Raw genomic sequence first — 23,978 nt, 5'->3', positions numbered from 1 at the left:
CCGACTCCGCGCATTGCGTCAGCGGCGGCTCGCGCACATCGAGAACGACGCAGCGCCCGCTCTCGCACGTGGCGGCGCGGGAACTTGCACACAGATGTGGTACCTGGACCACCACCAGATGTCTGACTGCGTGCGGCCATGGGCTCGATCTGGAATGGAGCAATCTTGATGAAAACGCATCGCGAATCTCAGGGGATCGTCGCTTCGAAGGACGGGGCGCTTCGCGGCGTGCGCTGCATCCGCCCTGCGGGCGTGATGCTTCTTGTGGCGCACGTGTTGGTGGCTTGCTCGAATGACACCGTGGCCGGCGGCAGCGGTGCCGGAAGCACCGGTGGCAACGGCGATGCCGGGGGCAACGGCGATGCTGGGGGCAACGGCGGTCATGGCGGCAGCGACGGTAACAGCGGCACCGGCGGCGACGGCGGCGACAGCGGTGGTGGTGGCGACGGCGGTGGCGGCGACGGCGGTGGCGGCGACGGCGGTGGCGGCAGCGACGGCGGTGGCGACGGCGGTGGCGGTGGCGGTGGCGACGGCGGTGGCGGTGGCGGCAGCGACGGCGGTGGCGGTGGCGACGTCACCGTGTCGGCCGAGTTCTTCGACGACTTCACCTACACCGGCATCACCGACGACGACCTCACGAGCTGGTGGTGGGTCCGCGCGGAAGACGGAGCGCCCGGGGTCGACGGCGCCCAATGGCTGCCGTCGAATGTGTCGTTCATCGATGATCCCGATCTCGCCTCGAACAGACTGCTACGGCTCGAGGCGACCACACGCGGCTCCGGCGAGAGCACCTCGCACGCAGAGCTTCAATCGAACGACGACAAGTTCCGCCTGGGGACGTACTCCGCTCGGGTAAAATTCAGCAACGCTCCTCTGACCGGGACCCGGCACCTAGCCGACAAGCCGGTCGAGACGTTCTTCGCGATCAGCCCGTGGATCAACGACCCCGAGACCGATCCCGGCTACTCGGAGCAGGATTTCGAGTACATGCCCAACGGCGGGTGGGGTCAGGAAGACACCAGCACGCTGTGGCTGACCTCGTGGGAGACGGCCACGCTGGAGAATACGCAGTCGAACCATGTGGCGGGGGACCAGTCCGGCTGGAAGAGGCTCCTCATCCAGATCACCGAGTCCGACATCCGCTACTACATCGAAGGCACGCGGCTCTGCACGCACGACGCGACGTACGTCCCCGAGACGAACCAGCACCTCGACTTCAATCTGTGGTTCGACGAGCTCGCCGCTGGGCAGACCGAGCCACGGACGTACGCCGAGGACGTCGACTGGGTCTATTTCGCCAAGGATGCCATCCTGTCGCAGGCCGAGGTGGACGCGCAGGTGGCCGGCTTCCGCGCGTCGTCGATCGCCCGCGAGGACACCCTGCCCTAGCACTGCGTCGCCCGGTTCGGCCTTGGTTGCGCGTGAGGCATGCGGAAGCGGTGCCTTGTCCGTCACCGGCCCGGTAGGCCGTCGCCGGAACGCCACAAGACGGTCGAGGCCGGCGGGGCGCGCGGGCCCCGGAGCGGCGGGCGCGGCGGCGCGGGTGGAAGCGGCGGCGCAGCACGGGCGCGGGGCGCGTTGCTCGGCCTCGCCGCCGCAGATACATTCGGTGACCCATGGACGTCACGACGCTGGTGCGGGGCGACGCCATCTCGGTGGTCGACTACCGGTGCAGCTCCGGACCCGGGGACGCGCCGTTCGCCGAGCTCCACCGCGGCTTCTCCGTCTCCTACGTGCGCAAGGGCAGCTTCAGTTACCGCGTCCGGGGGGAGGCGTTCGAGCTCGTGGCCGGGTCGCTCCTGGTCGGCCACCCCGGCGACGAGTACACGTGCTCGCACGAGCACGTCGTCGGCGACGAGTGCCTGTCGCTCCAGCTCGCGCCGGCGCTTGTCGAGGCGCTCGGCGACGGCGGCGGCGCGTTCCGGGCCGGCGGCCTGCCGCCGCTGCCCGAGCTGATGGTGCTCGGCGAGCTCGCGCAGGCGGCCGCCGAGGGCAGGAGCGACATCGGCGTCGACGAGGTGGGGGTGCTCCTCGCCGCCCGCTTCGTCGAGGTCGCCTCCGGCCGGAAGCGAAGGCCGCCGGACACCGGGGCGCGCGACCGCCGCCGCGCCGTCGAGGCGGCGCTCTGGCTGGACGAGCACGCGCACGAGCCGATCGACCTCGAGGACGCGGCGCGGGAGGTCGGGCTCAGCCCGTTCCACTTCCTGCGGGTCTTCGGGAAGGTCGTGGGCGTGACCCCGCACCAGTACCTGGTCCGCGCCCGCCTGCGCCGCGCGGCGCGCCTCCTCGCCGACGGCGCCCGGTCGATCACCGACATCGCGCTCGACGTCGGGTTCGGCGACCTCTCCAACTTCGTCCGCACCTTCCGCCGCGCGGCCGGCGTCTCGCCCCGCGGCTTCCGGAAGGCGGCGAGGGGGGATCGCAAGATCTTCCAAGATCGCCTCGCCGCGCGCTCCTAGGATGGCCGCCGGACGCGGGCGCCCCGCCTGCCCGCGAGGACCCTCATGACAGCGACGGCACACGGCTTCCTCCTGTTCGACACGGCGATCGGCCGCTGCGGCATCGCGTGGGGCGAGCGCGGCGTCGCCGCCTTGCAGCTTCCCGAGGCGCGCGAGCCCGAGACGCGGTCGCGCCTGCTCCAGCGCTCCCCGGGCGCCCAGGCGGCGGCGCCGCCGCCCGAGGTGCAGCGCGCGGTCGACGCGATTGTCGCGCTCCTGCGCGGCGAGGCGAGCGACCTGTCCGCCGTCGCGCTCGACATGGATCGGGTGCCGCCGTTCCACCGCCGCGTCTACGAGGTCGCGCGCACCATCCCGCCGGGCGCGACGCTGACCTACGGCGAGGTCGCGGCGCGCCTCGGGGCGGTCGGCTCGGCGCGCGCCGTGGGGCAGGCGCTCGGGCGGAACCCGTTCGCGATCATCGTCCCGTGCCACCGCGTGCTCGCGGCCGGCGGCAAGGCCGGCGGCTTCTCCGCGAGCGGCGGCGTCACGACGAAGCTCCGCCTCCTCGCGATCGAGCGCGGCCAGGCGCGCGGCGCTCCGGAGGCCGCGCCCGGCGGCGACTTCGGCTTCGATCCGGGCGCCGCCGTCGAGCACCTGCGCGCGTCCGACGCGGCGCTCGCGCGCGTCATCGACGCGGTCGGGCCGTTCGCCATGCGGATCGACAGGACGTCGAGCCTCTTCCTCGCGCTCGCGGAGTCGATCGTCTACCAGCAGCTCACCGGCAAGGCCGCCGCGACCATCTTCGCGCGCGTGCGCGCGCTCTTCCCGCGAGCGCACGAGGGCCCCACGCCCGCGCAGCTCCTGCGCGCCTCCGACGAGAAGCTCCGCGGCGCCGGCCTCTCGCAGGCGAAGCTCCTCGCGCTGCGCGACCTCGCGCGGAAGACGGAGGACGGCGAGCTCCCCACGCTCGCCGAGGTCCACGGCATGGAGGACGAGGCGATCATCGAGCGCCTCACGCAAGTGCGCGGCATCGGCCGGTGGACGGTGGAGATGCTCCTCATGTTCCGCCTCGGCCGCCCGGACGTGCTGCCCGCGGACGACTACGGCATCCGCAAGGGCTTCACGCTCGCGTTCAAGCGGCCCGAGCCGCCGGCGCGCGCGGACCTCGAGAAGCGCGGCGCGCGGTGGAAGCCGTACCGCACGGTGGCGAGCTGGTACCTCTGGCGCGCGGTGGATCTGGCGCGGAGCGGCTGACGCCTCGCCCCGCGGCGGCGCTGGGCTGCCCAGCGGGGCGCCTCCGCTGGCGCGGTCGCCGTCGCCCGGGCGAGCAGCCTTCGCGGCGCGGCCCTCGGTCGAGTTCGCCATCGCGGCGCGGCCCTCGGTCGGGCTCGCCGTCGCGCTGGCTGGCGTCGAGGCCGGGAGCTAAGTTCTCGCCGGCCCGAGAGCGCCGCGTGGAGCGCCGCACGACGCTGGACAAGGTTGCCGTCGCGGATGGCAACGAGAAGAGCACGGGAGGAGCACGACAGTCATGCTGAAGAACCTCGAAGGGCAGCGCGTTCCGGATGTCACATTTCGTACGCGCGTCGACGGTCAGTGGAAGGACGTGACCACCAAGGAGGTGTTCGCTGGCAAGAAGGTGGTGGTGTTCGCGCTTCCGGGCGCCTTCACGCCGACCTGCTCGAGCAGCCACGTGCCGCGCTACAACGAGCTCGCGGAGGAGTTCAAGCGGCGCGGGGTGGACACCATCGCGTGTGTGTCCGTGAACGACGCGTTCGTGATGGATGAGTGGTGCAAGGCGCAGGAGGCGGACAAGATCCAGTTCCTGCCCGACGGGAACGGGGAGTTCACCGAGAAGATGGGCATGCTCGTCGACAAGGCGAACCTCGGCTTCGGCAAGCGCTCGTGGCGCTATTCGATGCTGGTCGACGACGGCGTGATCAAGAAGATGTTCATCGAGCCCGAGGTGGAGGGTGACCCCTTCGATGTGTCGGACGCGGACACGATGCTGAAGTACCTGGCTCCGTCGTCGAAGGCGCCGCACGACGTGCTGCTGTTCACGAAGCCGGGCTGTGACTACTGTACCAAGGCGAAGCGGCTCCTCGACGCGCGGAAGATTGCTTACGAGGAGGTGGCGGCCTCGCCGCGCCGCCTGCGCGCGGTGAGCGGCAAGGGCACGACCCCGCAGGTCTTCATCGACGGCAAGCACATCGGCGGCGCCGACGAGCTCGAAGCCTACCTCGCGAAGGCCTGATTCACGAAGGCGGCCTGGGCGCCCCCCGGCGCTGGCGAGCGCCTACGCGCCGCCCTCGGGATCCGACGGCTCGGCGCGGAAATGGGTCACCGCCGGCGCCGAGGCCGGCGCCTCCACGGGGGCGACGGCCGAGCTGCGGCGCGCCGCGGCGGCGCACCTGTCGCTGTTCATGGCGAACTGCCCGATGCTGCTCCATAGCCTGTCGAACTCGGCCTGATCGAAGGTCGACCGGGACTGGAACAGGTCGTATCCGCCGTATTTCGGGTCCGCTCCGTCGCCGTCCTCCGGGGCGATGAACCGATAGTGGCCCATCACGTCGGCGTGGTCGGCGTCGACGAGGAAGCTGCGCTTCGTGTCGGGATAGACCATCGATACGCAGTTGACGATCCCGTCGTTCATCTCCGACGTGAGCGACTCGGTCCGGGTCGGGTCGTCGAACCGTGGCACGGAGCAGGGCGGCCCGAGGGCCTCGACCACCTTCGGCTCCTTGATGTTGGCCGTGATGCCGTGAAAGATGCCGAAGGCGCCCAGGAACGGGCCGCCGGGATCGCGCTTCGCCCGGGTGACGATCGACCGGAGCGCGATGCCCCGCTGCTCGTAGTACGCGCTCAGCTCCTCCTCGAGCTCCGCCCCGAGGAGGCTGGCTTTCCTTGCCTGCCTCGCGCTCTTGATGGAGGCCGCGAGCTCGCGCGGCCAGGCGCCGACACCGTGCGCGGACAGGCCATGCCTGGACCGGCGCTCCGCGCGCGACGACTGGCCTGACAGCGGCAGGGGATCGAGATCCTCGAAGGCCTCGGTGTCCTCGGCGACGTGCAGCAGCCAGCGGAGCACGTTGAAGTACTCGCCGCGCGCCTCGGCCCTGGCGAGATCGTCGCACGGCAGCGCGTGGAAGCGCTCGATCGTGTCGAGGGCGGCGCGGACGATGCCGTCCGATTGGCCGAACACCTGCAGGAGCGTCTTCGCGCGGCGGGCCGCGGAGCTCGCGTCCTTCGGGCCAGCCAGGCGGAGCCACCAGTGGAGGGCCCCCGCCAGGCCAGTGAGGAGGGGCTGCCTCCGGTGGAGGACGTGGGCGAGGTTCGTCCCGCGGTGCGGCGTCGAGAGGAACTGGATCGAGCAGATGCTCTCGAGGATGCGCTCCACCGAGACGCCGTAGACCGACCCTTTCTGCTCGGTCTCGGCCAGGAGCAGGAGCATCAGCGTCTTGATGTCCCGCCCGCCGGTCGAGTGGCCCACGAGGTGGACGCAGTCCCGCTGGCCGCGGCCCGCGCCCCCGTAGAACACCCCCTGCCTGAACCGATCCGCGAGCCAGCGGAGGAGCGCGTGCGCGCGGGTGTCCACGCTCGCCGTGGGCAGGTTCGGGAAGCAATGCACCGAGAGCGGGCCTTGGTACGGCCCGGTATCGGTGTTTCGGAGGATCTCCGTGACACCGCTGTAATAGACGATCGACCCCAGGATATCGAAGCCCGCAAAACCAGGCACGAGCACGAGGTGGCTTCTCGGTGAACTCATGGCTTTTCCCTCCCACATGAAAGGCCGCGCGCATCCCCTTCGGGAGATGAGCGACAGCCCGACATTCTCTGTTCGATCGGGCGGTCGACGAACGCGCCGCGGGGCGCCTCTCCCAGGGCCGGGCGAGCGCCGCGGCGCGCTCGTCGACCGACCGCCCGCCGGCGGGGCCCGCGGCCCCCGCTCACTCGGCGGGGTACATCTCGTCGATGGTCCCGCGGAAGCGCTGCTCGATCACGTTGCGCTTCATCTTGAGCGTCGGCGTCATCTCGCCGTCCTGCACCGAGAACTCGCGGCCGAGGACCGTGAACCGCTTGATCTGCTCGAAGCTGGCGAGCTCCGCGTTCAGGGCGTCGACGTGCGCCTTCACCTGGCCGACCACCTCGGCGCTCGTGATCGCGGCGTCGCTGCTCAGGGCGCCCCGCTCCTTCAGCTCGGCGAGCTTGACCTCGGTCAGCGTGATCAGCGCCGAGAGGTACTTGCGGCCGTCGCCCACCATGCACACCTGGCTGATGATCTCCGCCGCCTTGAGCCGCTCCTCGATCGGGAGCGGCGCGATCATCTTGCCGCCCGAGGTCTTGAGGATCTCCTTCTTGCGGCCCCGGATCTTGAGCTGTCCGCGGTCGTTCCACTCGCCGAGATCGCCCGTGTGCAGCCAGCCGTCCTCGAGCGCGGCCTCCGTCGCCGCCTGGTCCTTGTAGTAACCCACGAACACGTGCCGGCCGCGGGTCAGGATCTCGCCGTCCTCGGCCAGCTTGAACTCGACGCCCGGCACGGGCTTGCCCACGGTGCCCGCGCTCTCGATGCCCGGCTCGGTCATGCAGATGACGCCGGTCGACTCGGTCTGGCCGAAGTCCTCGAGGATCTCGAGGTTCAGCGCGCGGAACCACGTCGAGATATGCGGCGCGAGCGCCGCCGCGCCCGAGGCGAGCACCTCGGCCTTGCCCAGGCCGAGCGCCGCGCGCACCTTGCCCAGCACGAGCTTGTCGGCGAGCTTGAGCTGCAAGGCGTCGAGCGCGCTCGGCGCGCGCTGCGCGTACTTCGCCTGGGCCACGCGGGCGCCCACGGCGAGCGCCCACTCGGCCAGCTTCTTCTTGGCGCCCTTGCCGCCGCGCACCTTCGCCATCACGCCTTCCATCATCTTCTCCCAGAGCCGCGGCACGCAGAGCAGCAGCGTGGGCTGCACCTCGGGGAGCTCGCTCGAGACGTTCTCGAACTTCGAGCAGAAGTTGACTGTGTAGCGCTGGGTAAGGCCCGCCCCGACGCACTGCAGCTTCTCGGCGATGTGACAGAGCGGGAGGAACGAGAACATCGTGCCGCGCGCGAACGGCAGGTTCCAGTACTTCACGGCCATGTCGGCCGTGTAAGCCAGGTTGTCGTGCGAGAGCATGGCCCCCTTGGGGTTGCCCGTCGTGCCCGAGGTGTAGATCAGGAACGCGCCGGCCCTGGGGTCGATCTTCGCCAGGTAGTCGGCGAACGTCTTCGCGCCCGGCTGCCCCGCGAGCGCGCGGCCCTCGGCCAGGGCCTGTTCGTACGAGATCGCCTTGGGAGAGATCGATGTGTCGCCATCGAAGACGAGGATCCAGCTCACGCTGTCAGGGACGGAATACTCGCCCTTCTCGCCGGAGATCTTCTGAAAGTACTCCTTGTTTTGCACCGAGAGCAGCGTCGCCTCGGTGTGGTTCAGGATGTACTGGATGTCTTTCGCGGTGGAGTTCGGGTAGAGGCCCGCCGACTTGCCCCCGACGAGCAGCGCCGCCAGGTCGACGTGGACCCACTGCGGGCAGTTGTACGAGAGGATCGCGCCGACCTGGCTCGCGTCGAAGCCCCTGGACTCCAGGAACAGCGCGAGGTGGTGAACCCGGTCACGGTACTCGCGCGCGGTCAGCGTCTTCCACTCGCCTTGAGATTTGAAGCGCTGGGCCGGCGCGTCAGGAGATTCGTTAGCCCACTGTTCCAGACGGTGGAGGACGGTGCTCATTGCATCTCCTGCGGCTCGAGGCCTCGGGGGGTCGCGGGGTGGCCAGGATGCGGGAGCCGCCGGGGCATTGTCAATCAGCGTCGAGGAGCCCCTCGGAGCGCTGGCGGCGAGCCGCCGGTCGTCCTGTTCCGTGCGCCTCGCCCTCGCCTGCCGGCGCCGCCTCGAGCGCGGCGGCGAGGTGCTCCGCGGCACGCTCGAAGGCGAGGGCCTCGCGCCGAGGAAGGCCATCGCGAGGGCGCGTTCCTCCTCGGGGATGAGGGAGCCGATGACGAGGGGGCGCACGTCGCCCGCGTCCGCGTCGCTCGGGGCTGACGGGAGCAGCCGCGTGACGAGCTCGCTCCGGCCGGCGTGTGTCCGGCGGCCCGACCCGAACAGACGAGGCGCCGCGCGGGGCCGACGAGGGCGGCTCGTACCCTGCTCGTGGTGCAGGCAGGTGCACGGGAGCTCCTCCTCGGTGCTCTGCCTGCCGCGGAGCGGCGTGGTGCTCCTCGGCCTACCGCGCGGGTGGGCGGGGTGCAACGAGGCCCGCCCTCCTCGAGGAGGCAAACGGCCCGCCGATCACTTCGAAATGACCTTCGTGCACGTCGCGCCGAAGTCGATATAGCCGACCGGGCAGCTCCCCCAGCACACGGGGCCCGCGCCGCTGTAGCCGGAGGCGCAGGCGGGATAGCAGAGACCCGCGTCGAGCTGCTGGCCCGCGCCGCAGCTCGTCGGCACGGAGCCGGCGCCGCGCCCGTAAGAGCTCTTGGCGAAGATGTGCGCGTCGCGCCGGCACGTGCAGCCGTCGTTGGTATACCCCGTCGGGCACGTGGAGCAGCCCTTGGCGAAGGTCAGGCCGCACGCGTCATACCAGGGGCACGCGGAGTTGTTGGCGTTGATGATCTGCGCGTCGCGCCGGCACGTGAGGCCGTCGTCCGAGTACCCGGACGGGCAGCTCTGCCAGCACACCGGGCCGACCCCGTAGTAGCCCGACGCGCAGGCCGGATAGCAGAGACCCGCGTCGTATTGCTGGCCCGCGCCGCAGAGCGTCGGCGCCGTGCCGACGCCGCGCCCGTAGCTCGGTTTTGCCACCGTGGAGGAGCACGTCGCGCCGTCATCGCTGAAGCCGGGCGGGCAGGCCGGCACCGCGGCGGGGGCCGGGACGGCGGGGTTCTGCACGTGGAGGCGCGCCTGGAACTCGTAAAGGCTGTGGATCGCACCCGGGTTCGCCTCCAGCACCTGGATCATCGCGCTGTCGCCCACGACATCGGAGAGATCGAGCAGCGCGTCGGCGATGCGCTGCTCGTTCCAGTCCCGGTACTGGCTCGACGGGCACGCGGACCCGCCGCCGCAGAGGCGGCCGCGCGCGTCGACCCGAGCTTGCTCCCAGTAGTTCGCGAAGCCCTCATTGAAGGCGTACCCCGGGTCGGCGATCTCGGAGCCGTCGTGAGAGCGCCCATAGACATAGGCCACGTCGTCACCATTCCAGTGGTTCAGGTCCCCGTCGGCGACGTGCCGCACGCTGTGCCCGAACTCGTGGGTGATGACCCTCCGGCGCTCCGCGGCCGTGCTCCCCCAGGTGCTCGTGAGGAAGTCCGTGCGAATGTTGATGTAATCGTAGAACGTGAAGGGCGTGCCCAGGTAGACCCCGCTCCAGCGCAGCATGCGCAGCGCGTGCGCGTGCGCGGGCGGCTGGGCCCCGCGGGCAGCGTGGAAGTCGCGCAGCGTATCGACGCCGAGCCGCCAGAGCTCGCAGTCGACGCCGCTCAGCGTGACAACGTCGACGTCGAGATCGCCGCTCGAGCGCGGGCTGCCGGCGACGTCGACCCCCTGGCCGCGCGGGGCGTGCAGCTCGTCCATGATCGTGAGCGGCGTCGTCACGCCGCTCGAGCTCACGACGCCGTCGTACGTCACGTCGAGGTGCACGCTCGCGCTCGCGGTCGACGAGATGGGGATCCTGAAATCGCCGTTCGCGTCCGTCACGCCGCTCCCGAGGCCGGGGATGCTGAGCGGCGCGAACGCGAGCGGGTTCGTGATGGTCCCCGCGCCGTCCGGCGCGGCGCACTGCAGGCGCCCGATGACGGCCGCGGACGGCGGTACGCAATGGAGGCTCGTCACCTCTCCGACGCAGATCGAGTCCCAGTGGGTGGTACAGCAGAACGGGTCCGCCGCGCAAACGCAGCTCTGGACGGCCGCGTCGTTGCAGCCGGCGAACGGGTGCGGGTTCACGCAGTCGTTCACCTTCAGCTCGCTGTCCGCCTCGGCCGTCGATTCAGCCTCCTGCGGCTCACCTGGATCGCCGGAGGGCTCCGGGCCCTCATGATCGCCCGAGGGCTCGGCGCCCTCGGGGACGGCGCACGCGGCGAACGCCCCCGCGGCGAAGAACAGCACGGCGGACGCAGAAACCCTCGTCATCCCGACGTTGCGTGTCGATGACATTGCCCCTCTCCTTGGTGTGGTCTGGACCGATCCATGTCGTCCAGCCACCCCAGGTACGCGGGCCAGGTTGGGTGGTTTCGCGCGACCGTCCCGTTTCGCGATGGCCGGACGAAGCGACGGCCGGAGGCGCGCCGCGCCCTCCGCGCCCTCCACGCCGCCGGGCGCCAGCGGCGCCGACTACCGGTTGACGGCGCTCACGACGGCCTGCCACTCCGTCGAGAACGAGCCGTCCGTACGCTTGATGTCCGTCCCCGTGTCCCACAGCACGGGAACGACGCCGCGCGACTTCGCGGCCTCCACCACCGACCGCATCCACAGCGTCCGTGACGCCGGCTCACGGGGGTAGTTCGTGCCCAGCGTGACGCCGAACTCGCCGAGGATGATCGGGAGGCTCCGCTGCGCGCTGAACGCGCCGAGCGTGTCGAACTTGCTCTTCAGCTCCGCCTTCTCGGGCTCCGTGCCCCACGTCGTCTTGGGAGAGCCCCAGCTCTCCACCGTGTCGAGGCCGCAGAAGGTGTAGGGCGTATAGTAATGGATCGAGAGGAAGAGGCTCTTCGCGCCGGCCGGATCGGTCGGCACCTTGAAATCGCCCACACAGGTCCTGTCGATGTCCGTCACGAAGCCGGAGATGAGCAGGGCGCGGCTCGCGTTGTAGCCGCCCTGCTCGCGCACGGTGGTGACGAAGAGCTGGTTCATCTCGTTCAGGGCGGCGTAGTCCGGCGTCCCGCCGTCGTGAACGCCGTTGACCCAGTAGTTCGCCTCCTCGTTCATCCCCTCGAGGATCAGCTTGTGACCGACGTCGCTGAAGGCCGTGGCGATCTGGGTCCAGTAGGACGCGAACCTGGTCTTGACGCCGTCGGTGAGCTTGTACTTATCGGCGTTGTCCTCGTTGTAGATCCAGCCCCCGTCCCAGTGGATGTTCACGATCGAGTACATTCCTGCGGCCTCGATCCAGCCCACCACCTCCTTGACTCGGGCCATCTTGGTGGCGTCGATCGTGCCGTTGACGGCGTAGGTGTCCCAGGCCACGGGCACGCGCACCGTCTTGATGCCGTGGTTGGCCATGCCGTTGATGAACGCCTGCGTGATCAGCGGCTGGCCCCAGCCCGTCTCCCACTCGGTGGTGTTCTCCAGCGTGTTGCCGACGTTGGCCCCGATACCCATGTCGGGGACCATGGCCGCGGCGTCCACGGGCGTCGCTGATCCGCCGGTCCCGCCGGAGCCCCCGACTCCCCCCGTACCGGCGCCGCCCGCGCCGGCACCGCCCGTCGCGGCGTCGCCTGCACCGTCACCGCCCGTCGCGGCGTCGCCTGCACCGTCACCGCCCGTCGCGGCGTCGCCCGTGGCGGTGCCTCCGCCGCTGCCTCCGGTGGCTCCTGCAGAGGCCGCGCCTGCGCCCGACGTGACATCGGGATCCGTCGAGTTGCAAGCGACAAGCAAGCCGAGAATCGAGAAGAAAGCAAGTCGATGCGCGTGGGTCATGGGTCCTCTGCGGGTGATGGAAAGGAGCTCGTCTCCCTCAGGTTGCGCTGCGCCCCTGCCAGCCGTCACAAATCGCACGGACGCTCCCGGACCGCGATCCGCGCCGGATCCCGGGAGCCCGCTCGGATGACTCAGCCGCTGGCCCAGGCGTTGATCCGCGCTGCCCAGCCGGCAGCATCGTCGATGGTGAGGACGAGCCGCCGATACCGCTCCCCCTCGAGCTCGATGGTCAGCGGGTGCTGCTTCCGGCTCCGCACCCAGTACCAGAACTCCTTGCCGTGCGCGGTGAAGTAGGTCCCCGCTTTGATCACCCCCGGCAGGGCCGTCCCGGGCGCGCGGAGCTCCTTCCAGGTGGAGGGCGGCAGCGCCGCCTCCGCCCACGCCACGTGCTCGCGGGGCACCACGATGGGCCGGAGCCTCACGGCCCAGAGCCGCTCGGCGCCCTCCAGGGTGAGCGTCAATCGATCCCCTTCGATGTGAAGCTGCACGGCGACAGTCTAGCTGTTCGCGAGCGCCTGGCGAGCAGGGGCCGCTGCGCGACGCGCGCCGGCGCGCGGCTCACCCGGGATCGCGCCCGGGGATCTCCGGCCGCACGCGCACGCTCTTCCACCGCGCGAGCTGCACGGTCCCGGCGGGCGCGCCCCGCGGCTTGCTCACGTCCGCGGCCCTGCAGACGTGGACCTCCACCTTGGCGGCGCTCCGCGCCTTCGAGTACCACGCGGCGGCCGCCGCGGCGCGCTCGACCACCTCGCGCGGGACCTCCACGCGCTCGGGGTTGCGCACGATCACGTGGCTGCCCGGCGTGCCGCCGGCCACGTGCAGCCACAGATCGTGCGGCTCGGCGATCTCGAAGGTGAGCGCGTCGTTGTCCTCGTCGCCGCGGCCGACGAGCACCTCGAAGCCATCGATCGTGAGCGTGCGGTACGGCCGCCCCTTGCTGCCCATGCCGGCCCCCGCCGTCAGCCGGACGCGGCGCCGGCGCGCGGCCCGGCGCCCGGTTGCGCGGGCCTCGCCGGCGCCCTCGCCTCGCCCGCCACCTCGGCGGCGAGCCACGCGAGCAGGTCCCGCACGACCTCCTCGCGGTTGATCTCGTTCAGCATCTCGTGGCGCCCGCCGGGGTAGAACCGCTGCGCCACCCTGCGGAGACCGGCGGCGCGGTACGCCTCGATCATCTGGGTGACGCCCTTGAGCAGCCCGCCGACCGGGTCGCGAGAGCCGGAGAAGACGTAGATGGGCAGGTCCTTCGGGATGCGCGAGAGCCGCTCGGGGCGCGCGAGCGCCGCCATCGCGTCGAGCAGGTCGACCCAGAGCGAGGTCGTCGCCGGGAAGCCGCAGCGGGGATCGGCGATGTACACGTCGACCTCGGCGCGATCGCGAGAGAGCCAGTCGAAGGGCGTGCGCGTCGGGGCGAACATCTTGTTGAAGCTGTCGAAGCTCATCGTCTGGAGGAGCTGGCTCTTGCCGCGCTCGCCCAGCCGCCGCCGCTCGGCGCGCGCCACGAGCCGGCCCGCGTCCACGAGCGCGTTCGCCTTGCCCGAGGCGCCGGAGAGCACCGCGCCGTCGATCGAGCCGCCGTGCTCGATCAGGACCTCCTGCGCGAGGGCGGCGCCCATGCTGTGGCCGAAGAGGACGACCGGCAGGCCGGGGTGCTCGCCGCGCGCGCGCGCGATGAGCTGCGCGAGATCGCGGACGACCCGCTGGAAGCCGCCCTGGCTCGCGAAGAAGCCGAGCTCGTCGCTCCCGCGCGCCGTCGCGCCGTGGCCGCGGTGGTCGTTCGCGTAGACGGCCCACCCGTCGGTGCAGAGCGCCTGCGCGAGGCGCGCGTAGCGGCCCGCGTGCTCCGACATGCCGTGCGCGACGTGGACGACGCCGCGCGCCCCGCCGTCCGGGAGCCAGCGGTACACGAAGAGCTCTCGGCCATCGTCCGCCTGAAACGTGAAGGTGTCCGCGGGCATCGCCGGCCGACCCTATCACCGCTCCGCGCGCGGCTGACCACGATTCTCGATGCTTCCGCGCCGAAAGGAGTTTTCGGTACGGTCCTCCGTGGCATGAGGTTCGCACAAAGGCCGGCCATGCCCGAGCGCCGATCGTTGCCCGTGCTCTCGTTGCGCGACACCGTCCTCTTCCCTGGGATAGCGACGCCCATCACGGTCGGACGGCTGAAGACGCTCCGCGCGGTGGAGGCCGCCCTCCGGGTCGAGGGAGAAGACAAGCGCATCTTCGCGGTCGCCCAGCGCGACGCCGCCGAGGAGCCCACCGCGGGCGGCCTCTTCTCGATCGGCGTGATCGCCCGCATCACCCAGGTGCAGCGGTTCGGGTCGGGCCTCCAGCTCGTGCTCTACTGCGAGCGGCGAGCGGCCGCGCCCCGCTACACCGAGGTCGACGGCGTGATCCGCGCCCCCGTCATCGAGCTCGCCGACTTGCCCCTCCGTCCAGAGGAGGACGGCGCCCTGGAGGCGCTCTCCCGCGAGGTGCGCGAGCGGGCCGTCGAGTACGGCCGCCACCGCGGCGCGCCCGAGGACGTGCTCAAGCAGTTCGTCGGCAGCATGTACGGCCCGGCCGAGCTCGTGAACCACATCGCCTTCTACCTGGACCTCCCGACCCCCGAGAAGCAGGCGCTGCTCGAGATCCTCTCGACGGAAGAGCGGATGCGCAGCCTCGCGCTGCACCTCTACCGGCAGATCGGCATCGTCGAGACCCAGGAGAAGATCAGGACGACCGTCGAGGAGGAGCTCGGCGAGCGGCAGCGGGAGATCTACCTGCGCGAGCAGCTGCGCGCGATCCAGAAGGAGCTCGGCGAGGAAGACGACGAGAACGCCGCCGCACGTCTTGAGCACAAGCTGCAGCGCGCCAACCTGCCGGCGGAGATCCTGCAGGAGGCCCGGCGCGATCTCGCGCGCTTGCGGCGCATGGGGCGGGAGACGTCGCCGGAGGCCCAGGTCCTCATGACGTGGCTCGAGTGGGTGGCGGAGCTGCCCTGGAACCAGCGGACCGACGACCACGTCGATCTCGATCGCGCGCGGGCGATCCTCGACGAGGATCACTACGGCCTGGGCGACGTGAAGGACCGGGTGCTCGAGTTCCTGGCCGTCCGGAAGCTGCGCCTGGAGCAGGCGAGGAGCGAGGGCGAGCGGAGCCGCGCGATCTCCCGCGGGCCGATCCTGCTCTTCCTCGGTCCGCCCGGGACCGGCAAGACGTCCATCGCGGAGTCGATCGCGCGGGCGCTCGGGCGCAAGTACGTCCGCGTCTCGCTGGGCGGGGCGCGCGACGAGGCGGACATCCGCGGCCACCGGCGCACGTACGTGGGCGCGATGCCTGGCCGCATCCTCCAGGGCATCAAGCGGGTGGGCTCGAAGAACCCGGTGATCGTCCTCGACGAGGTCGACAAGCTCGGCGCCTCCTACCAGGGCGATCCTGGCGCGGCGCTGCTCGAGGTGCTGGATCCGGCGCAGAACGACGGCTTCGTCGACCACTACCTCGGCCTGCCGTTCGACCTGTCCGAGGTGCTGTTCATCTGCACCGCGAACTTCCGCGAGACGATCCCCCCTCCGCTGTTCGACCGGATGGAGCCCGCGCTGTTCGCCGGGTACACGGAGCAGGAGAAGCACGAGATCGCGCGGAAGTACCTGCTCCCCCGGCAGCGAAAGGAGTGCGGGCTGCGCGAGGAGCAGCTGCGCGTGACGGGCGCGGCGCTCGGCGGGCTCATCAGCGGATACACGCGCGAGGCGGGCGTGCGGCAGCTGGAACGGACGCTCGGCGCGCTGGCGCGGAAGGCCGCGCGCCGGATCGCGGCCGGCGAGATCGAGCGGGCTGTGGTGGGCGCCGACAACGACGTGAAGGAATTGCTCGGCCGCGCGAGGATGCGCCTTGAGCGGAGGCTTCAGTACGATCAGCCGGGGGTCGCGACCGGCATGTATTACACGCAGATGGGTGGCGACATCATGCACGTCGAGGCGAGCGTGATGCCCGGCAAGGGCGATTTCGTCCTCACGGGGCAGCTGGGCGACGTCATGAAGGAGAGCGGCCGCGCGGCGCTGAGTTATGCGCGCGCGCACGCGGCGGAGCTCGGCGTGCCGTCCGATCGGCTGCAGCGGCGGGACGTTCACATCCATGTTCCGGCGGGGGCGGTGCCGAAGGACGGGCCGAGCGCGGGCGTGACGATGGCGGTCGCGCTGGTGAGCGCCCTGTCGGGCAGGCCGGTCAGGAGCGACATCGCGATGACGGGGGAGATCACGCTTCGCGGGACGGTGCTGCCGATCGGGGGGATCAAGGAGAAGGTGCTGGGGGCGCACCGCGCGGGGATCTTCGAGATCCTGCTGCCGGCGGACAACGAGGCGGATCTCGACGATCTGCCGGCCGAGGTGAGGAGCTCGCTCGAGTTCTACCTGGTGAACACGCTCGACGAGGCGCTCGCGCTCTGCCTGCGGCTCCGCTCGATCCGCCTGGAGGCGCCCGAGGAGATGCCGCACGCGCGGGCGTCCTGACGCGCCTCAGGTGGGCGGCGGCGAGGCCGGCGCGCCGTCGCCGCCGAGCGCGCTGGCCGGCGCGCCGGCGGCGCCGAGCGCGTCGGCCAGCGCGGCGGCGGCGGCGGCGGCGAAGGCGTCGAGCGTGGCGGGCTCGGTCCAGCGGGTCGCCTCGCGGGCGTCGAGCGCGTGGTGGGTCTCGACGAGGATGGAGGGCATGGAAGGGCGGCGCAGCACGAAGATGCGCTGTCCCGGGGGGCGCCGGTCGAGGAAGACGCCGGGCTGGGCGGCGTCCGGCTCGTACAGGCCGCTGTACGCGGCGCCGTCGTAGGGCAACAGGCCTGCTTCTTCCATCCGCCTCGCGAAGCCGCGCGCGAGCGCGAGCCGGAGGGCGCAGAGGGCGGGCTCGCCTTCGTCGGACCACAGGACGGCGAACCCCGGCGCGGCGAGGCTGAGCGGGCACTGACGGCCCTGGCCGGGCGACCACGTCTCGGTCCTGCCGCGCACGTCCGAGTGCAGGCTGACGAAGGCGTCGGCGCCCCACCGGGCGGCGTCCTCGACGCGCTCCGGGTAGGGCAATGGACGGTCGCCGGCCCTGCCCACGCGCGCCTCGAAGCGCCCGGTGGCGTTGAGCCGCTCGGCGAGGGCGCGCGCCGCGGCGAGGGTGAAGTCCTGCTCGTCGACGCAGAAGCAGGAGAGGTTGCCGGAGTTGCCGGGGGCGCCATGTCCGGCGTCGAGGTAGATGCGGCGGACCCCGAAATCCCGCGGAAAGACGGCGGAGGGGGCGACGACGCGGGCCCCTGGAAACGGCCACCCGCTCGGCGCGATCGGGAGCTTGAGGGCGCGCCGCGCCGCGATCTCGCGCGGGGAGCCCGGGGCGAGCGCCCGTGACAGGGCGGCGGCGCCGGCGGCGCCGGCGAGACCGAGGACGAGCTTCCTGCGCGAGATCACCGCGGCTCCGCTTGCTATCAAACGCGGAGCGCGGCGTCAGGTTCTCGGCAAAAGAGCGTGGCCGAGGTGACGAAGGGGGCGTGACGTAGCGACATCCCGGGATCGCCCGGGGCGTCCGGGAGACCGTGACCCGGCGCGCCCCGCAGCTCGGCCGGCCCCCGCTACTGGGCGGGCGTGTAGCAGACCTCGAGCTTCGGCCGCGGGGCGATGTTCGTTTGCTCGCTCGAGCGGATGTCGGTCCGACCGTTCACGTCGTGGAGCGCGACGCCGTAGTTCGGGGAACCATCCACCCAGGACTGGACGAGGGCCGCCACGTTGGCGGTCACGACGGCGCTCGCCTGGGCGACGGTGGGGATCGAGGCCTCGACGGCCGCGTTGTACCCGGGGAAGTTGCCGGCGTGCACGGTCGACTCCTGCCAGGGGCCATTCACGCGGTGCAGCTCGATGGTGCTGGCGCTCTCCTTCCACGTGTGAGACAGCGAGAGGGTCGCGGATTCGACGTCGGAGCCCGCCGGGATGAACGACAGATCGAAGGCCAGCACGCCCAGCTGCACGCCCTCAGGGAACGTGTTCATGACGACATACGGGTAATCGCCGTACGGCCACGAGACGCCGGGCTGGATATGGGCATCCTGCACGCTCCCGTAGGTGCCGCGCTGCACGACCACGCACACGGGCTCGGCCGGCGGGGGGGGCTCGCAGGCGTCGCCGATGCCGTCCGCGTCGGCGTCGGCCTGGGAGGGGTTGGCCAGCGCCGGGCAGTTGTCGCACGAGTCGAACACCCCGTCCTGATCCGTATCGGCGGCGACCACGGTGACGTTATCGAGGAGCGTCCCCTGGCCGTTCGAGATGCCCAGGTCGTTGAACTGGAGGCGCGTCGTCGTGCCGGAGGCCACGAGGGTATAGGTGTAATAGACCCATGCGGAGCTGGCGGTCGTCAGCGTGGCCACCTGCTGGCCGCCCCAGACGACGCCTAGCACGTTCTGGCTCGCGTTCGTGCCGGGGCGCGCGGCGAAGGCGAACCGGAGCTGGTACGTCGCTCCCGGGACGGTCGTGAGGTTCTGATAGATGCCGCTCGAGTTCGTGGCGTCCAGCTCGACGTGCTGGTCGCCGTGCGCCGGGTTCATGCCGTTCGAGTGGTCATAGACCTGGATCTGACCATAGGCAGCCTGCCAGCCGGTGATCGAGCCGTTGTAGATCGACGACGTGCCGGGCCACACGTTCGGCGATTCGAAGCTGCCGTTCGTGACGATGTTGCCGGTAGGGAGCACCGAGCAGGAGACGAGCGCCGCCGCGCCCTCGCCGACGGCCTCGTCATGGTCGTCATGCGGCTCGGGTGCCGCCACGCAGCCGGAGATCATCAAGGCGAGTGCGAGCGCGGAAGCAAAGGAAACGGAGTGCGACAAATAGGTGGTCTTCATGGGAGAGCTCCTCGTTGCGACGCCGCCATAGCTGCGCCGCGTCGTGCGGCGTTCTGCCGCACGTCATGGACTTTGAAATTACTATTTACAAATAGAGTAGACGTTGATATAATGGTCCATTTACCCGAAGGCGGAGCGCTGTAAGGAGTCATTCGTCAATCAGCGCGTGCGGCGGGACGGCACGACGGGACGGCCGTCACCAGGCGATCGCCTCCCGGATCGTGGCCGACCTCGACCTCCCTGGCCCCAAAGGCTCTCGCTCCCCTGAGCCGGATGGAGGTCGTCGCTGGCCTGGCGATCGATGGACGGAGTCGAGTGAGCGCGGTCACTAGCGATTCTTGCAGCAGCCAGCCGTAGCGCTGTCTGGTTATATCATGAAATGGGCGCGCGGATCATCGTCTTTCGCATCCATCGGCGCCGCGACGCGAAAGCCCGTCCTCTGGTCTCGTGAGAAAAGGAACCATAGAGGGCACCGTGGACGTCGAGGGAAGAGGAGGGAGTAAAAATTATCCCTCTCTCCTCCTCTCCTCGCTCCCCTCCCTCCCCTCGCTCCCCTCCCTCCCCTCGCTCCCCTCCCTCCCCTCCCTCTCCTCCCTCCCCTCCCTCTCCTCCCTCCCCTCCCTCTCCTCCCTCTCCTCGCTCCTCGCTCTCGCTCCTCGGCGTCTTGCTGCGTCGCCTGGCCGCCCTCTGTGCCCTTGCGGTTCAATTTCTCCGTGTCATTGAACCGGGGCGAAGCGCGCCGCCGCTCACCCCGGACACGCCGCGCCGCACCCTGCTCCCCCGCAGTCCACCCCGAGCTCGTCGCCGTTCTCCACGCCGTCCTTGCAGATGGGCGGCTCGCACGCTCCGGCCCAGCAGACCCCGCTCTCGCAATCCTCGCCGGACGCGCCCCCGCGGCCGTCCGGGCAGCGGCGCGGGCACGTGCCGCTGCAGTCCACGCCGGTCTCATCGCCGTTCTTCACGCCGTCGTCGCACGTCGGGGCCTTGCAATGGGCCATCGCGCAGACCCCCGACTGGCAATCGGCCCCGACCTTGCACGGCTTGCATGGTCCACCGCAGTCCTGCGACGTCTCTCCGCGACCCGCGTCGGTGGATCGATCACGCCCGAGCACTCCAGCGTTCCTTCCGCGCACTCGTCGCAATCCCGGCACTCGAGAGAGCAGTCCGGCTCCTCCTCGCCCGGCGGGCAGCAGATCACCTGGCCCGGCTCGGCGCACACGCAGCGCTCCTTGATGCAGACCGCGCCCGGCACCGTCTGTTGGCTGGACAGGCAGTCGTCCGTGGTCGCGCAGTCGCCACCCATGTACGGGACGTCGCCACAGGCGAAAGGGAGCGCCGAGGCCGTGAGAGACAAAATTCCCACGATCCAATGCTTGGAAGAGATCATCGTGCGTCCAGTCCTCCGGCACAAGGCTGGGCAACCGGCACCCCGGCGGCCCCAATCCGCCGGGGTGTCGTTGGCCTGATCGTCGAACGGGCGCAGTATGTTGCTCCCTGCCCGCCGCCGTCACGCAAGTTTTCGCCAGTTACGCCCTCTGGCGGGATGAGGCGCTCGCCGGCCGGCCGATGGCACGTCCGGGCCTGCTCACCCCTCGCCCGCTCTCCGCTCCCGCAGCGGCAAGAGCAGCCCGAGGAAGACGACCGAGATCACGGTCCCCAGGGCGAACAGGCCTGCATAGCCGAGCCGCTGGGCGACCGCGCCCGAGAGCCACACCGCGGGCGATTTGCCGAGCACCTCCACGCTGGCCAGCAGCGTGTAGTGCGTCGCGCCGACCGACCGCCGGACACGCGACATCATGAAAGCGAACACCGCGGTCGTGAGGGCGCCGCCGAAGAGGTGCTCGGCCACGGTGACCGCGACGACGGCATTCGCGGTGGGCGCCCCCGCCGCGGCGAGGTACCACTCGCCCGCCATCGCGACGGTGCGCAGCGCCGAGGTCACCCCGACGGCGGCGAGCAGCGGGATCCGGTGCGACAGGAGGCCTCCCGCGAGCGAGCCGGCGATCGACGCGACGAGGCCGTACGTGCCCACCCAGAGGCCGATCCGGTGCGGCGGGAAGCCGGCGTCGACGAGGAACGGCTTGAACATCATGTCGACCATCGCCTCACCGAGCTTGTAGGTCCCGAGGAAGGCGACGACCCAGAGCGCGCCAGGCGCCCGCAGGGCCGCGAAGACCGCCGCGAGCACCTCGCGGAGCGACCGGCGCGCGTGCGCCTCGGCCTCGCTCGCGGGAGGCTCGCGCAGCGCGAGCGAGGCCAGCGCCGAGAGGAAGACGAGCGCGGCCATCGCCCCGAACTGACCGCCCCAGCCGATCCAGGCGCTCGCCCAGACGAGCAGCCCGCCGGCGACGAGCATGCCGATCTTGTAGCCGACCACCTGCGCGGCGTTCGCCAGGCCGAGCTCGCCGCGCCCGAGCAGGTCGATCGCGAGCCCGTCGACCGCGATGTCCTGGGTGGCCGCGAGCAGGTTCATCAGGAAGACCAGCGCGAGCAGGGCGCCGAGGTGGCGCGACGGCGGGACGAACGCGGCGGCCGCGCACGTGAGCGAGAGCAGCACCCCGAGCGGCAGGATCCACGAGCGGCGCCTGCCGATCCGCTCCCAGCCGTAGCGGTCGACGAGCGGCGCCCAGAGCGCCTTCGCCGCCCACGGGATCGCGAGCGCGCCGGCGAAGCCCACGCCGGAGAGCGAGACGCCGCTCGCCCGCAGGAAGACGGGGAGCGCCGTCGCCTGGAAGCCGAACGGGATGCCCTGGGCGAAGTACAGCGCGGCGAGGGCGGCGATCGTGCCGGCGCGCGTTCGGTCTGCCACGACGGACAATCGTAACCGAGCGGACGAGCTTCGGTCGCCGGAAACACGGACACTTGCGTACGTTTCGATCACGATCCGGTCTCGATCTCGATGAGCACGCCGCACCGACTCACCCCGTCTGCCGGGCGGACGAGCCCACGCCGATGATCGCCGATACGCTCTCTCCGCGGTCGCTCGCGCCGGCGGGCACGGTCCGGGTGCGGTGGCTGGGCACGGCGGGGTTCGCCATCGAGCACGCCGGCGCGGTGGTGCTCATCGATCCGTATCTCACGCGCGCTTCGCTCCTCCGTTGCGTGGTTGGCCAGCTCGTCCCCGACGTGGCCGCCATCGCGCGCCACGCGCCGCGCGCCGACGCCGTCATCGCGGGCCACACCCATTTCGATCACGCGCTCGACATCCCGGACATCGCGCTCCGCACCGGGGCCACGGTCTTCGGCTCGCGCTCCGCGGCGGCGCTCTGCCGCGCTTCCGGCGTCCCCGCGGCGCGCGTGCGCGACGTCGAGCGCGCGCCGGGCGGCGAGCCCGTGGTCGCCGAGGTCGGCCCGTTCCAGCTGCGCTTCTTCCCGAGCGCTCACTCCCGCCTGCTGCTCGGCCGGGTCCCCTTCCCCGGCGACATCTCCGATTGCGACCAGGTCCCGCTCCGGGCCGAGCGTTACCGGTGCGGCGCCGTCTTTGCGGTGGAGATCCGGGTCGCGGGCCGGCGCATCGTCCACCTGGGCAGCGCGGAGCTCGTCGAGGCGGGCCTCGATTGCAGGGAGCCCGACCTGCTCCTGCTCTGCGTGGCCGGCTGGACCGCATCGAGCGATTTCCCCGAGCGCGTCGCGCGCGCCCTGTCGCCGCGCGCGGTGCTCTTCTCGCACTGGGACAACTTCTTCCTTCCCATGGATCGCCCCGCCGTCGCGCTCCCCGCGATGCAGGGAGAGCGGCTGGCAGAGCGCCTCGGCCGGGCGTCACGCGATGTGAGAATGGGCGTGCTGCCGCTGCTCGGCGAGGTGTGGATCTAACACTGTCCCGCAGGGGGCGCCGCTCACTTGGGGCGGCGCCAGGCGGGGGAGCGGTCGCGGGGTCGAGGTGGACGCCGGCGAGCAGGCGCTCTGCGGGGCATGCCAATTTGCAGCCTCATGGGGCCATCCGCAGGGGGGACACGACCCTAATTTTGACGGTCATGGGGCCAGCTAGTCTTCAGAGTCGCTCTGGACAATCTTCCGCTCTGAGATGATGGCGCGCCACGCCGCGTGGCTGAACGGCTGATGATGAGATGACCTCCAGAGGTCCTGATAGAAGTATGATTCCCGCTTTTTGCGCGAAAACACGAGCGCTTCGACGTCGCCGGGGATGATAACGATCTAGATTTCCGCGGCAGAAGCGGTGATGACGGCGACGATGGGATAACCGGGGCGCCCCGCGCGCGGCACCGCGGCTTGGCGCCCCTGTGGGTCCGGCTGTCACGCGATCGGCGGCTGCTCAGGCGCGCCCGGCGCCGCGGCCGGCGACGGAGGCGCGGCTGGCGTCGGCGCGGGCTCGTCCTCGCCGGTCTCCGGGTTCACGTCCGCGATCGCGCGCCGCGCGCGCAGGTAGTGCCCGATGGCCTCGTCCTGCTGAAGGATCGGCGCGAGGCGGGTGACCAGGCGGCCCAGGCCGAACTCCTTCACGGCCAGGGCGAGCTCGCCCTTGAGCAGGGCGACGATGTCGTCGACGGCCGCGAGCTCATCGAGATAAGGCAGGGAGGTGATCGCCTGCACGCTCACAGGGAAGATCGGCTTCAGGAAAGCCGCCACCTCCTCGTGGATGGGATCGTCGGGTGCGGCGCCCTGCGTCTGCGCGACGACATGATCGCGGATCGCGCCGAGGGTGCGGTCGACGAGCACGTCGATGCGCTGGGCTGCGGGGTTCGCCCCCGTGGCCAAGGGCTCGCCGGCCCAGCGGCGCTCGATCGCGCGCGTGGCGAGGTCGTGCTCGATGGCGGCTTCGCAGTGCTTCACGAGCTCCGTGGCCGTCAGCCTGGTCGCGAGGGGTTCGACCTCCTCAAGCCTGGCCCGACACCTGCTCGTCCGGGGGTTCGACCCACCGGCCTTGACCTCTGCACACCGAGTGGGGGCGCATTGACCGCGGACGTGAGCCCCGCGAACCTAGACTCCCGAAAGGGGAGCGATGCCCGGCAGTTCAGGTGCGAAGCTGTCCGCCATCCTGGTCGCGGCGATGGTGGGGTACGCTCGGTGAGGCTTTGCCATGTGCAAGTGCAACGACGCGTCGAGCCC

The 23,978-nt window shown here is 71.0% G+C and carries 18 protein-coding genes; 6 read left to right on the top strand and 12 right to left on the bottom strand.

Annotated elements, in window-relative coordinates; all coding sequences use genetic code 11:
- Window positions 1-168 precede the first annotated feature (168 nt).
- The 4 genes from WMF27_RS04795 (at window position 169) to WMF27_RS04780 (ending at window position 4,689) form a co-directional block, all read left to right on the top strand.
- Window positions 169-1,389 carry a glycoside hydrolase family 16 protein gene (locus WMF27_RS04795; protein ID WP_437943882.1) on the top strand — a complete coding sequence of 407 codons (1,221 nt, stop codon included), beginning with the start codon at window positions 169-171 and terminating at the stop codon, window positions 1,387-1,389.
- A 227-nt stretch (window positions 1,390-1,616) separates the two neighbouring features.
- Window positions 1,617-2,459 (top strand): AraC family transcriptional regulator, encoded by an 843-nt coding sequence (locus WMF27_RS04790; protein ID WP_437761432.1) that lies wholly within the window; start codon window positions 1,617-1,619, stop codon window positions 2,457-2,459.
- A 45-nt stretch (window positions 2,460-2,504) separates the two neighbouring features.
- A complete protein-coding gene (locus WMF27_RS04785; RefSeq protein ID WP_437943881.1) occupies window positions 2,505-3,692 on the top strand; it encodes a methylated-DNA--[protein]-cysteine S-methyltransferase in 1,188 nt (395 codons plus the stop codon).
- A gap of 274 nt (window positions 3,693-3,966) precedes the next feature.
- Entirely contained in the window at window positions 3,967-4,689 is a 723-nt protein-coding gene (locus WMF27_RS04780) for a glutathione peroxidase (protein WP_437943880.1), read from the top strand.
- Window positions 4,690-4,731: 42 nt separating this feature from the next.
- On the opposite strand, the gene WMF27_RS04775 is transcribed toward WMF27_RS04780, so the two are convergent.
- The 7 genes from WMF27_RS04775 to WMF27_RS04745 form a co-directional block, all read right to left on the bottom strand.
- A complete protein-coding gene (locus tag WMF27_RS04775) occupies window positions 4,732-6,198 on the bottom strand; it encodes a hypothetical protein (RefSeq protein WP_437761435.1) in 1,467 nt (488 codons plus the stop codon).
- Between the two features lie 181 nt (window positions 6,199-6,379).
- Entirely contained in the window at window positions 6,380-8,176 is a 1,797-nt protein-coding gene (locus WMF27_RS04770) for an AMP-dependent synthetase/ligase (protein ID WP_437761436.1), read from the bottom strand.
- 558 nt (window positions 8,177-8,734) lie between these two features.
- The gene (locus WMF27_RS04765; RefSeq protein WP_437761437.1) at window positions 8,735-10,594 is read right to left on the bottom strand and encodes a hypothetical protein; all 1,860 of its coding nucleotides are present in this window, start codon (window positions 10,592-10,594) and stop codon (window positions 8,735-8,737) included.
- 177 nt (window positions 10,595-10,771) lie between these two features.
- Window positions 10,772-12,076: a glycoside hydrolase family 5 protein gene (locus WMF27_RS04760; protein WP_437761438.1), complete on the bottom strand. Its 1,305-nt coding sequence runs from the start codon at window positions 12,074-12,076 to the stop codon at window positions 10,772-10,774.
- A gap of 131 nt (window positions 12,077-12,207) precedes the next feature.
- Entirely contained in the window at window positions 12,208-12,564 is a 357-nt protein-coding gene (locus WMF27_RS04755) for a hypothetical protein (protein WP_437761439.1), read from the bottom strand.
- A 70-nt stretch (window positions 12,565-12,634) separates the two neighbouring features.
- Window positions 12,635-13,021 (bottom strand): NFACT RNA binding domain-containing protein, encoded by a 387-nt coding sequence (locus tag WMF27_RS04750; protein ID WP_437761440.1) that lies wholly within the window; start codon window positions 13,019-13,021, stop codon window positions 12,635-12,637.
- A gap of 14 nt (window positions 13,022-13,035) precedes the next feature.
- Complete coding sequence (locus WMF27_RS04745) at window positions 13,036-14,031, bottom strand: lysophospholipase (RefSeq protein ID WP_437761441.1); 996 nt, start codon at window positions 14,029-14,031, stop codon at window positions 13,036-13,038.
- A gap of 117 nt (window positions 14,032-14,148) precedes the next feature.
- Between WMF27_RS04745 and lon the strand changes: the two genes are divergently transcribed.
- The gene (gene lon / locus WMF27_RS04740; RefSeq protein WP_437761442.1) at window positions 14,149-16,560 is read left to right on the top strand and encodes an endopeptidase La; all 2,412 of its coding nucleotides are present in this window, start codon (window positions 14,149-14,151) and stop codon (window positions 16,558-16,560) included.
- 6 nt (window positions 16,561-16,566) lie between these two features.
- Here lon and WMF27_RS04735 read toward each other — a convergent pair whose 3' ends face one another.
- The 4 genes from WMF27_RS04735 to WMF27_RS04720 all read right to left on the bottom strand — a co-directional run bounded on the left by WMF27_RS04735 (window position 16,567) and on the right by WMF27_RS04720 (window position 21,720).
- Entirely contained in the window at window positions 16,567-17,490 is a 924-nt protein-coding gene (locus WMF27_RS04735; RefSeq protein ID WP_437761443.1) for an N-acetylmuramoyl-L-alanine amidase family protein, read from the bottom strand.
- A gap of 161 nt (window positions 17,491-17,651) precedes the next feature.
- Window positions 17,652-18,911 (bottom strand): DNRLRE domain-containing protein, encoded by a 1,260-nt coding sequence (locus WMF27_RS04730; protein ID WP_437761444.1) that lies wholly within the window; start codon window positions 18,909-18,911, stop codon window positions 17,652-17,654.
- A gap of 746 nt (window positions 18,912-19,657) precedes the next feature.
- Window positions 19,658-19,909: a hypothetical protein gene (locus tag WMF27_RS04725; RefSeq protein WP_437761445.1), complete on the bottom strand. Its 252-nt coding sequence runs from the start codon at window positions 19,907-19,909 to the stop codon at window positions 19,658-19,660.
- 587 nt (window positions 19,910-20,496) lie between these two features.
- Window positions 20,497-21,720: an MFS transporter gene (locus tag WMF27_RS04720; protein ID WP_437761446.1), complete on the bottom strand. Its 1,224-nt coding sequence runs from the start codon at window positions 21,718-21,720 to the stop codon at window positions 20,497-20,499.
- Window positions 21,721-21,863: 143 nt separating this feature from the next.
- On the opposite strand from WMF27_RS04720, the gene WMF27_RS04715 reads away from it, so the two are divergent.
- Window positions 21,864-22,724, top strand: a complete 861-nt coding sequence (locus WMF27_RS04715; protein WP_437761447.1) for an MBL fold metallo-hydrolase — start codon at window positions 21,864-21,866, stop codon at window positions 22,722-22,724.
- A gap of 441 nt (window positions 22,725-23,165) precedes the next feature.
- Here WMF27_RS04715 and WMF27_RS04710 read toward each other — a convergent pair whose 3' ends face one another.
- Window positions 23,166-23,702: a hypothetical protein gene (locus WMF27_RS04710; protein ID WP_437761448.1), complete on the bottom strand. Its 537-nt coding sequence runs from the start codon at window positions 23,700-23,702 to the stop codon at window positions 23,166-23,168.
- Window positions 23,703-23,978 lie beyond the last annotated feature (276 nt).

Origin of the sequence: Sorangium sp. So ce281, assembly GCF_051527395.1 — a bacterium.
In the GTDB taxonomy this organism is placed as follows: Bacteria; Myxococcota_A; Polyangia; order Polyangiales; family Polyangiaceae; genus Sorangium; species Sorangium cellulosum_B.
Note: the sequence above shows the minus strand (reverse complement) of the source record. Positions and strands in the feature narration are given on the sequence as shown.

Bases quoted from the DNA above. Each gene is read 5' to 3' on its own strand.
- WMF27_RS04745 (WP_437761441.1), bottom strand. From the start codon at position 14,031: ATGCCCGCGGACACCTTCACGTTTCAGGCGGACGATGGCCGAGAGCTC.
- WMF27_RS04765 (WP_437761437.1), bottom strand. From the start codon at position 10,594: ATGTCATCGACACGCAACGTCGGGATGACGAGGGTTTCTGCGTCCGCC.
- WMF27_RS04725 (WP_437761445.1), bottom strand. From the start codon at position 19,909: ATGGCCCATTGCAAGGCCCCGACGTGCGACGACGGCGTGAAGAACGGC.
- WMF27_RS04770 (WP_437761436.1), bottom strand. From the start codon at position 8,176: ATGAGCACCGTCCTCCACCGTCTGGAACAGTGGGCTAACGAATCTCCT.
- WMF27_RS04785 (WP_437943881.1), top strand. From the start codon at position 2,505: ATGACAGCGACGGCACACGGCTTCCTCCTGTTCGACACGGCGATCGGC.
- WMF27_RS04780 (WP_437943880.1), top strand. From the start codon at position 3,967: ATGCTGAAGAACCTCGAAGGGCAGCGCGTTCCGGATGTCACATTTCGT.
- lon (WP_437761442.1), top strand. From the start codon at position 14,149: ATGCCCGAGCGCCGATCGTTGCCCGTGCTCTCGTTGCGCGACACCGTC.
- WMF27_RS04790 (WP_437761432.1), top strand. From the start codon at position 1,617: ATGGACGTCACGACGCTGGTGCGGGGCGACGCCATCTCGGTGGTCGAC.
- WMF27_RS04730 (WP_437761444.1), bottom strand. From the start codon at position 18,911: ATGAAGACCACCTATTTGTCGCACTCCGTTTCCTTTGCTTCCGCGCTC.
- WMF27_RS04715 (WP_437761447.1), top strand. From the start codon at position 21,864: ATGATCGCCGATACGCTCTCTCCGCGGTCGCTCGCGCCGGCGGGCACG.
- WMF27_RS04795 (WP_437943882.1), top strand. From the start codon at position 169: ATGAAAACGCATCGCGAATCTCAGGGGATCGTCGCTTCGAAGGACGGG.
- WMF27_RS04750 (WP_437761440.1), bottom strand. From the start codon at position 13,021: ATGGGCAGCAAGGGGCGGCCGTACCGCACGCTCACGATCGATGGCTTC.
- WMF27_RS04760 (WP_437761438.1), bottom strand. From the start codon at position 12,076: ATGACCCACGCGCATCGACTTGCTTTCTTCTCGATTCTCGGCTTGCTT.
- WMF27_RS04775 (WP_437761435.1), bottom strand. From the start codon at position 6,198: ATGAGTTCACCGAGAAGCCACCTCGTGCTCGTGCCTGGTTTTGCGGGC.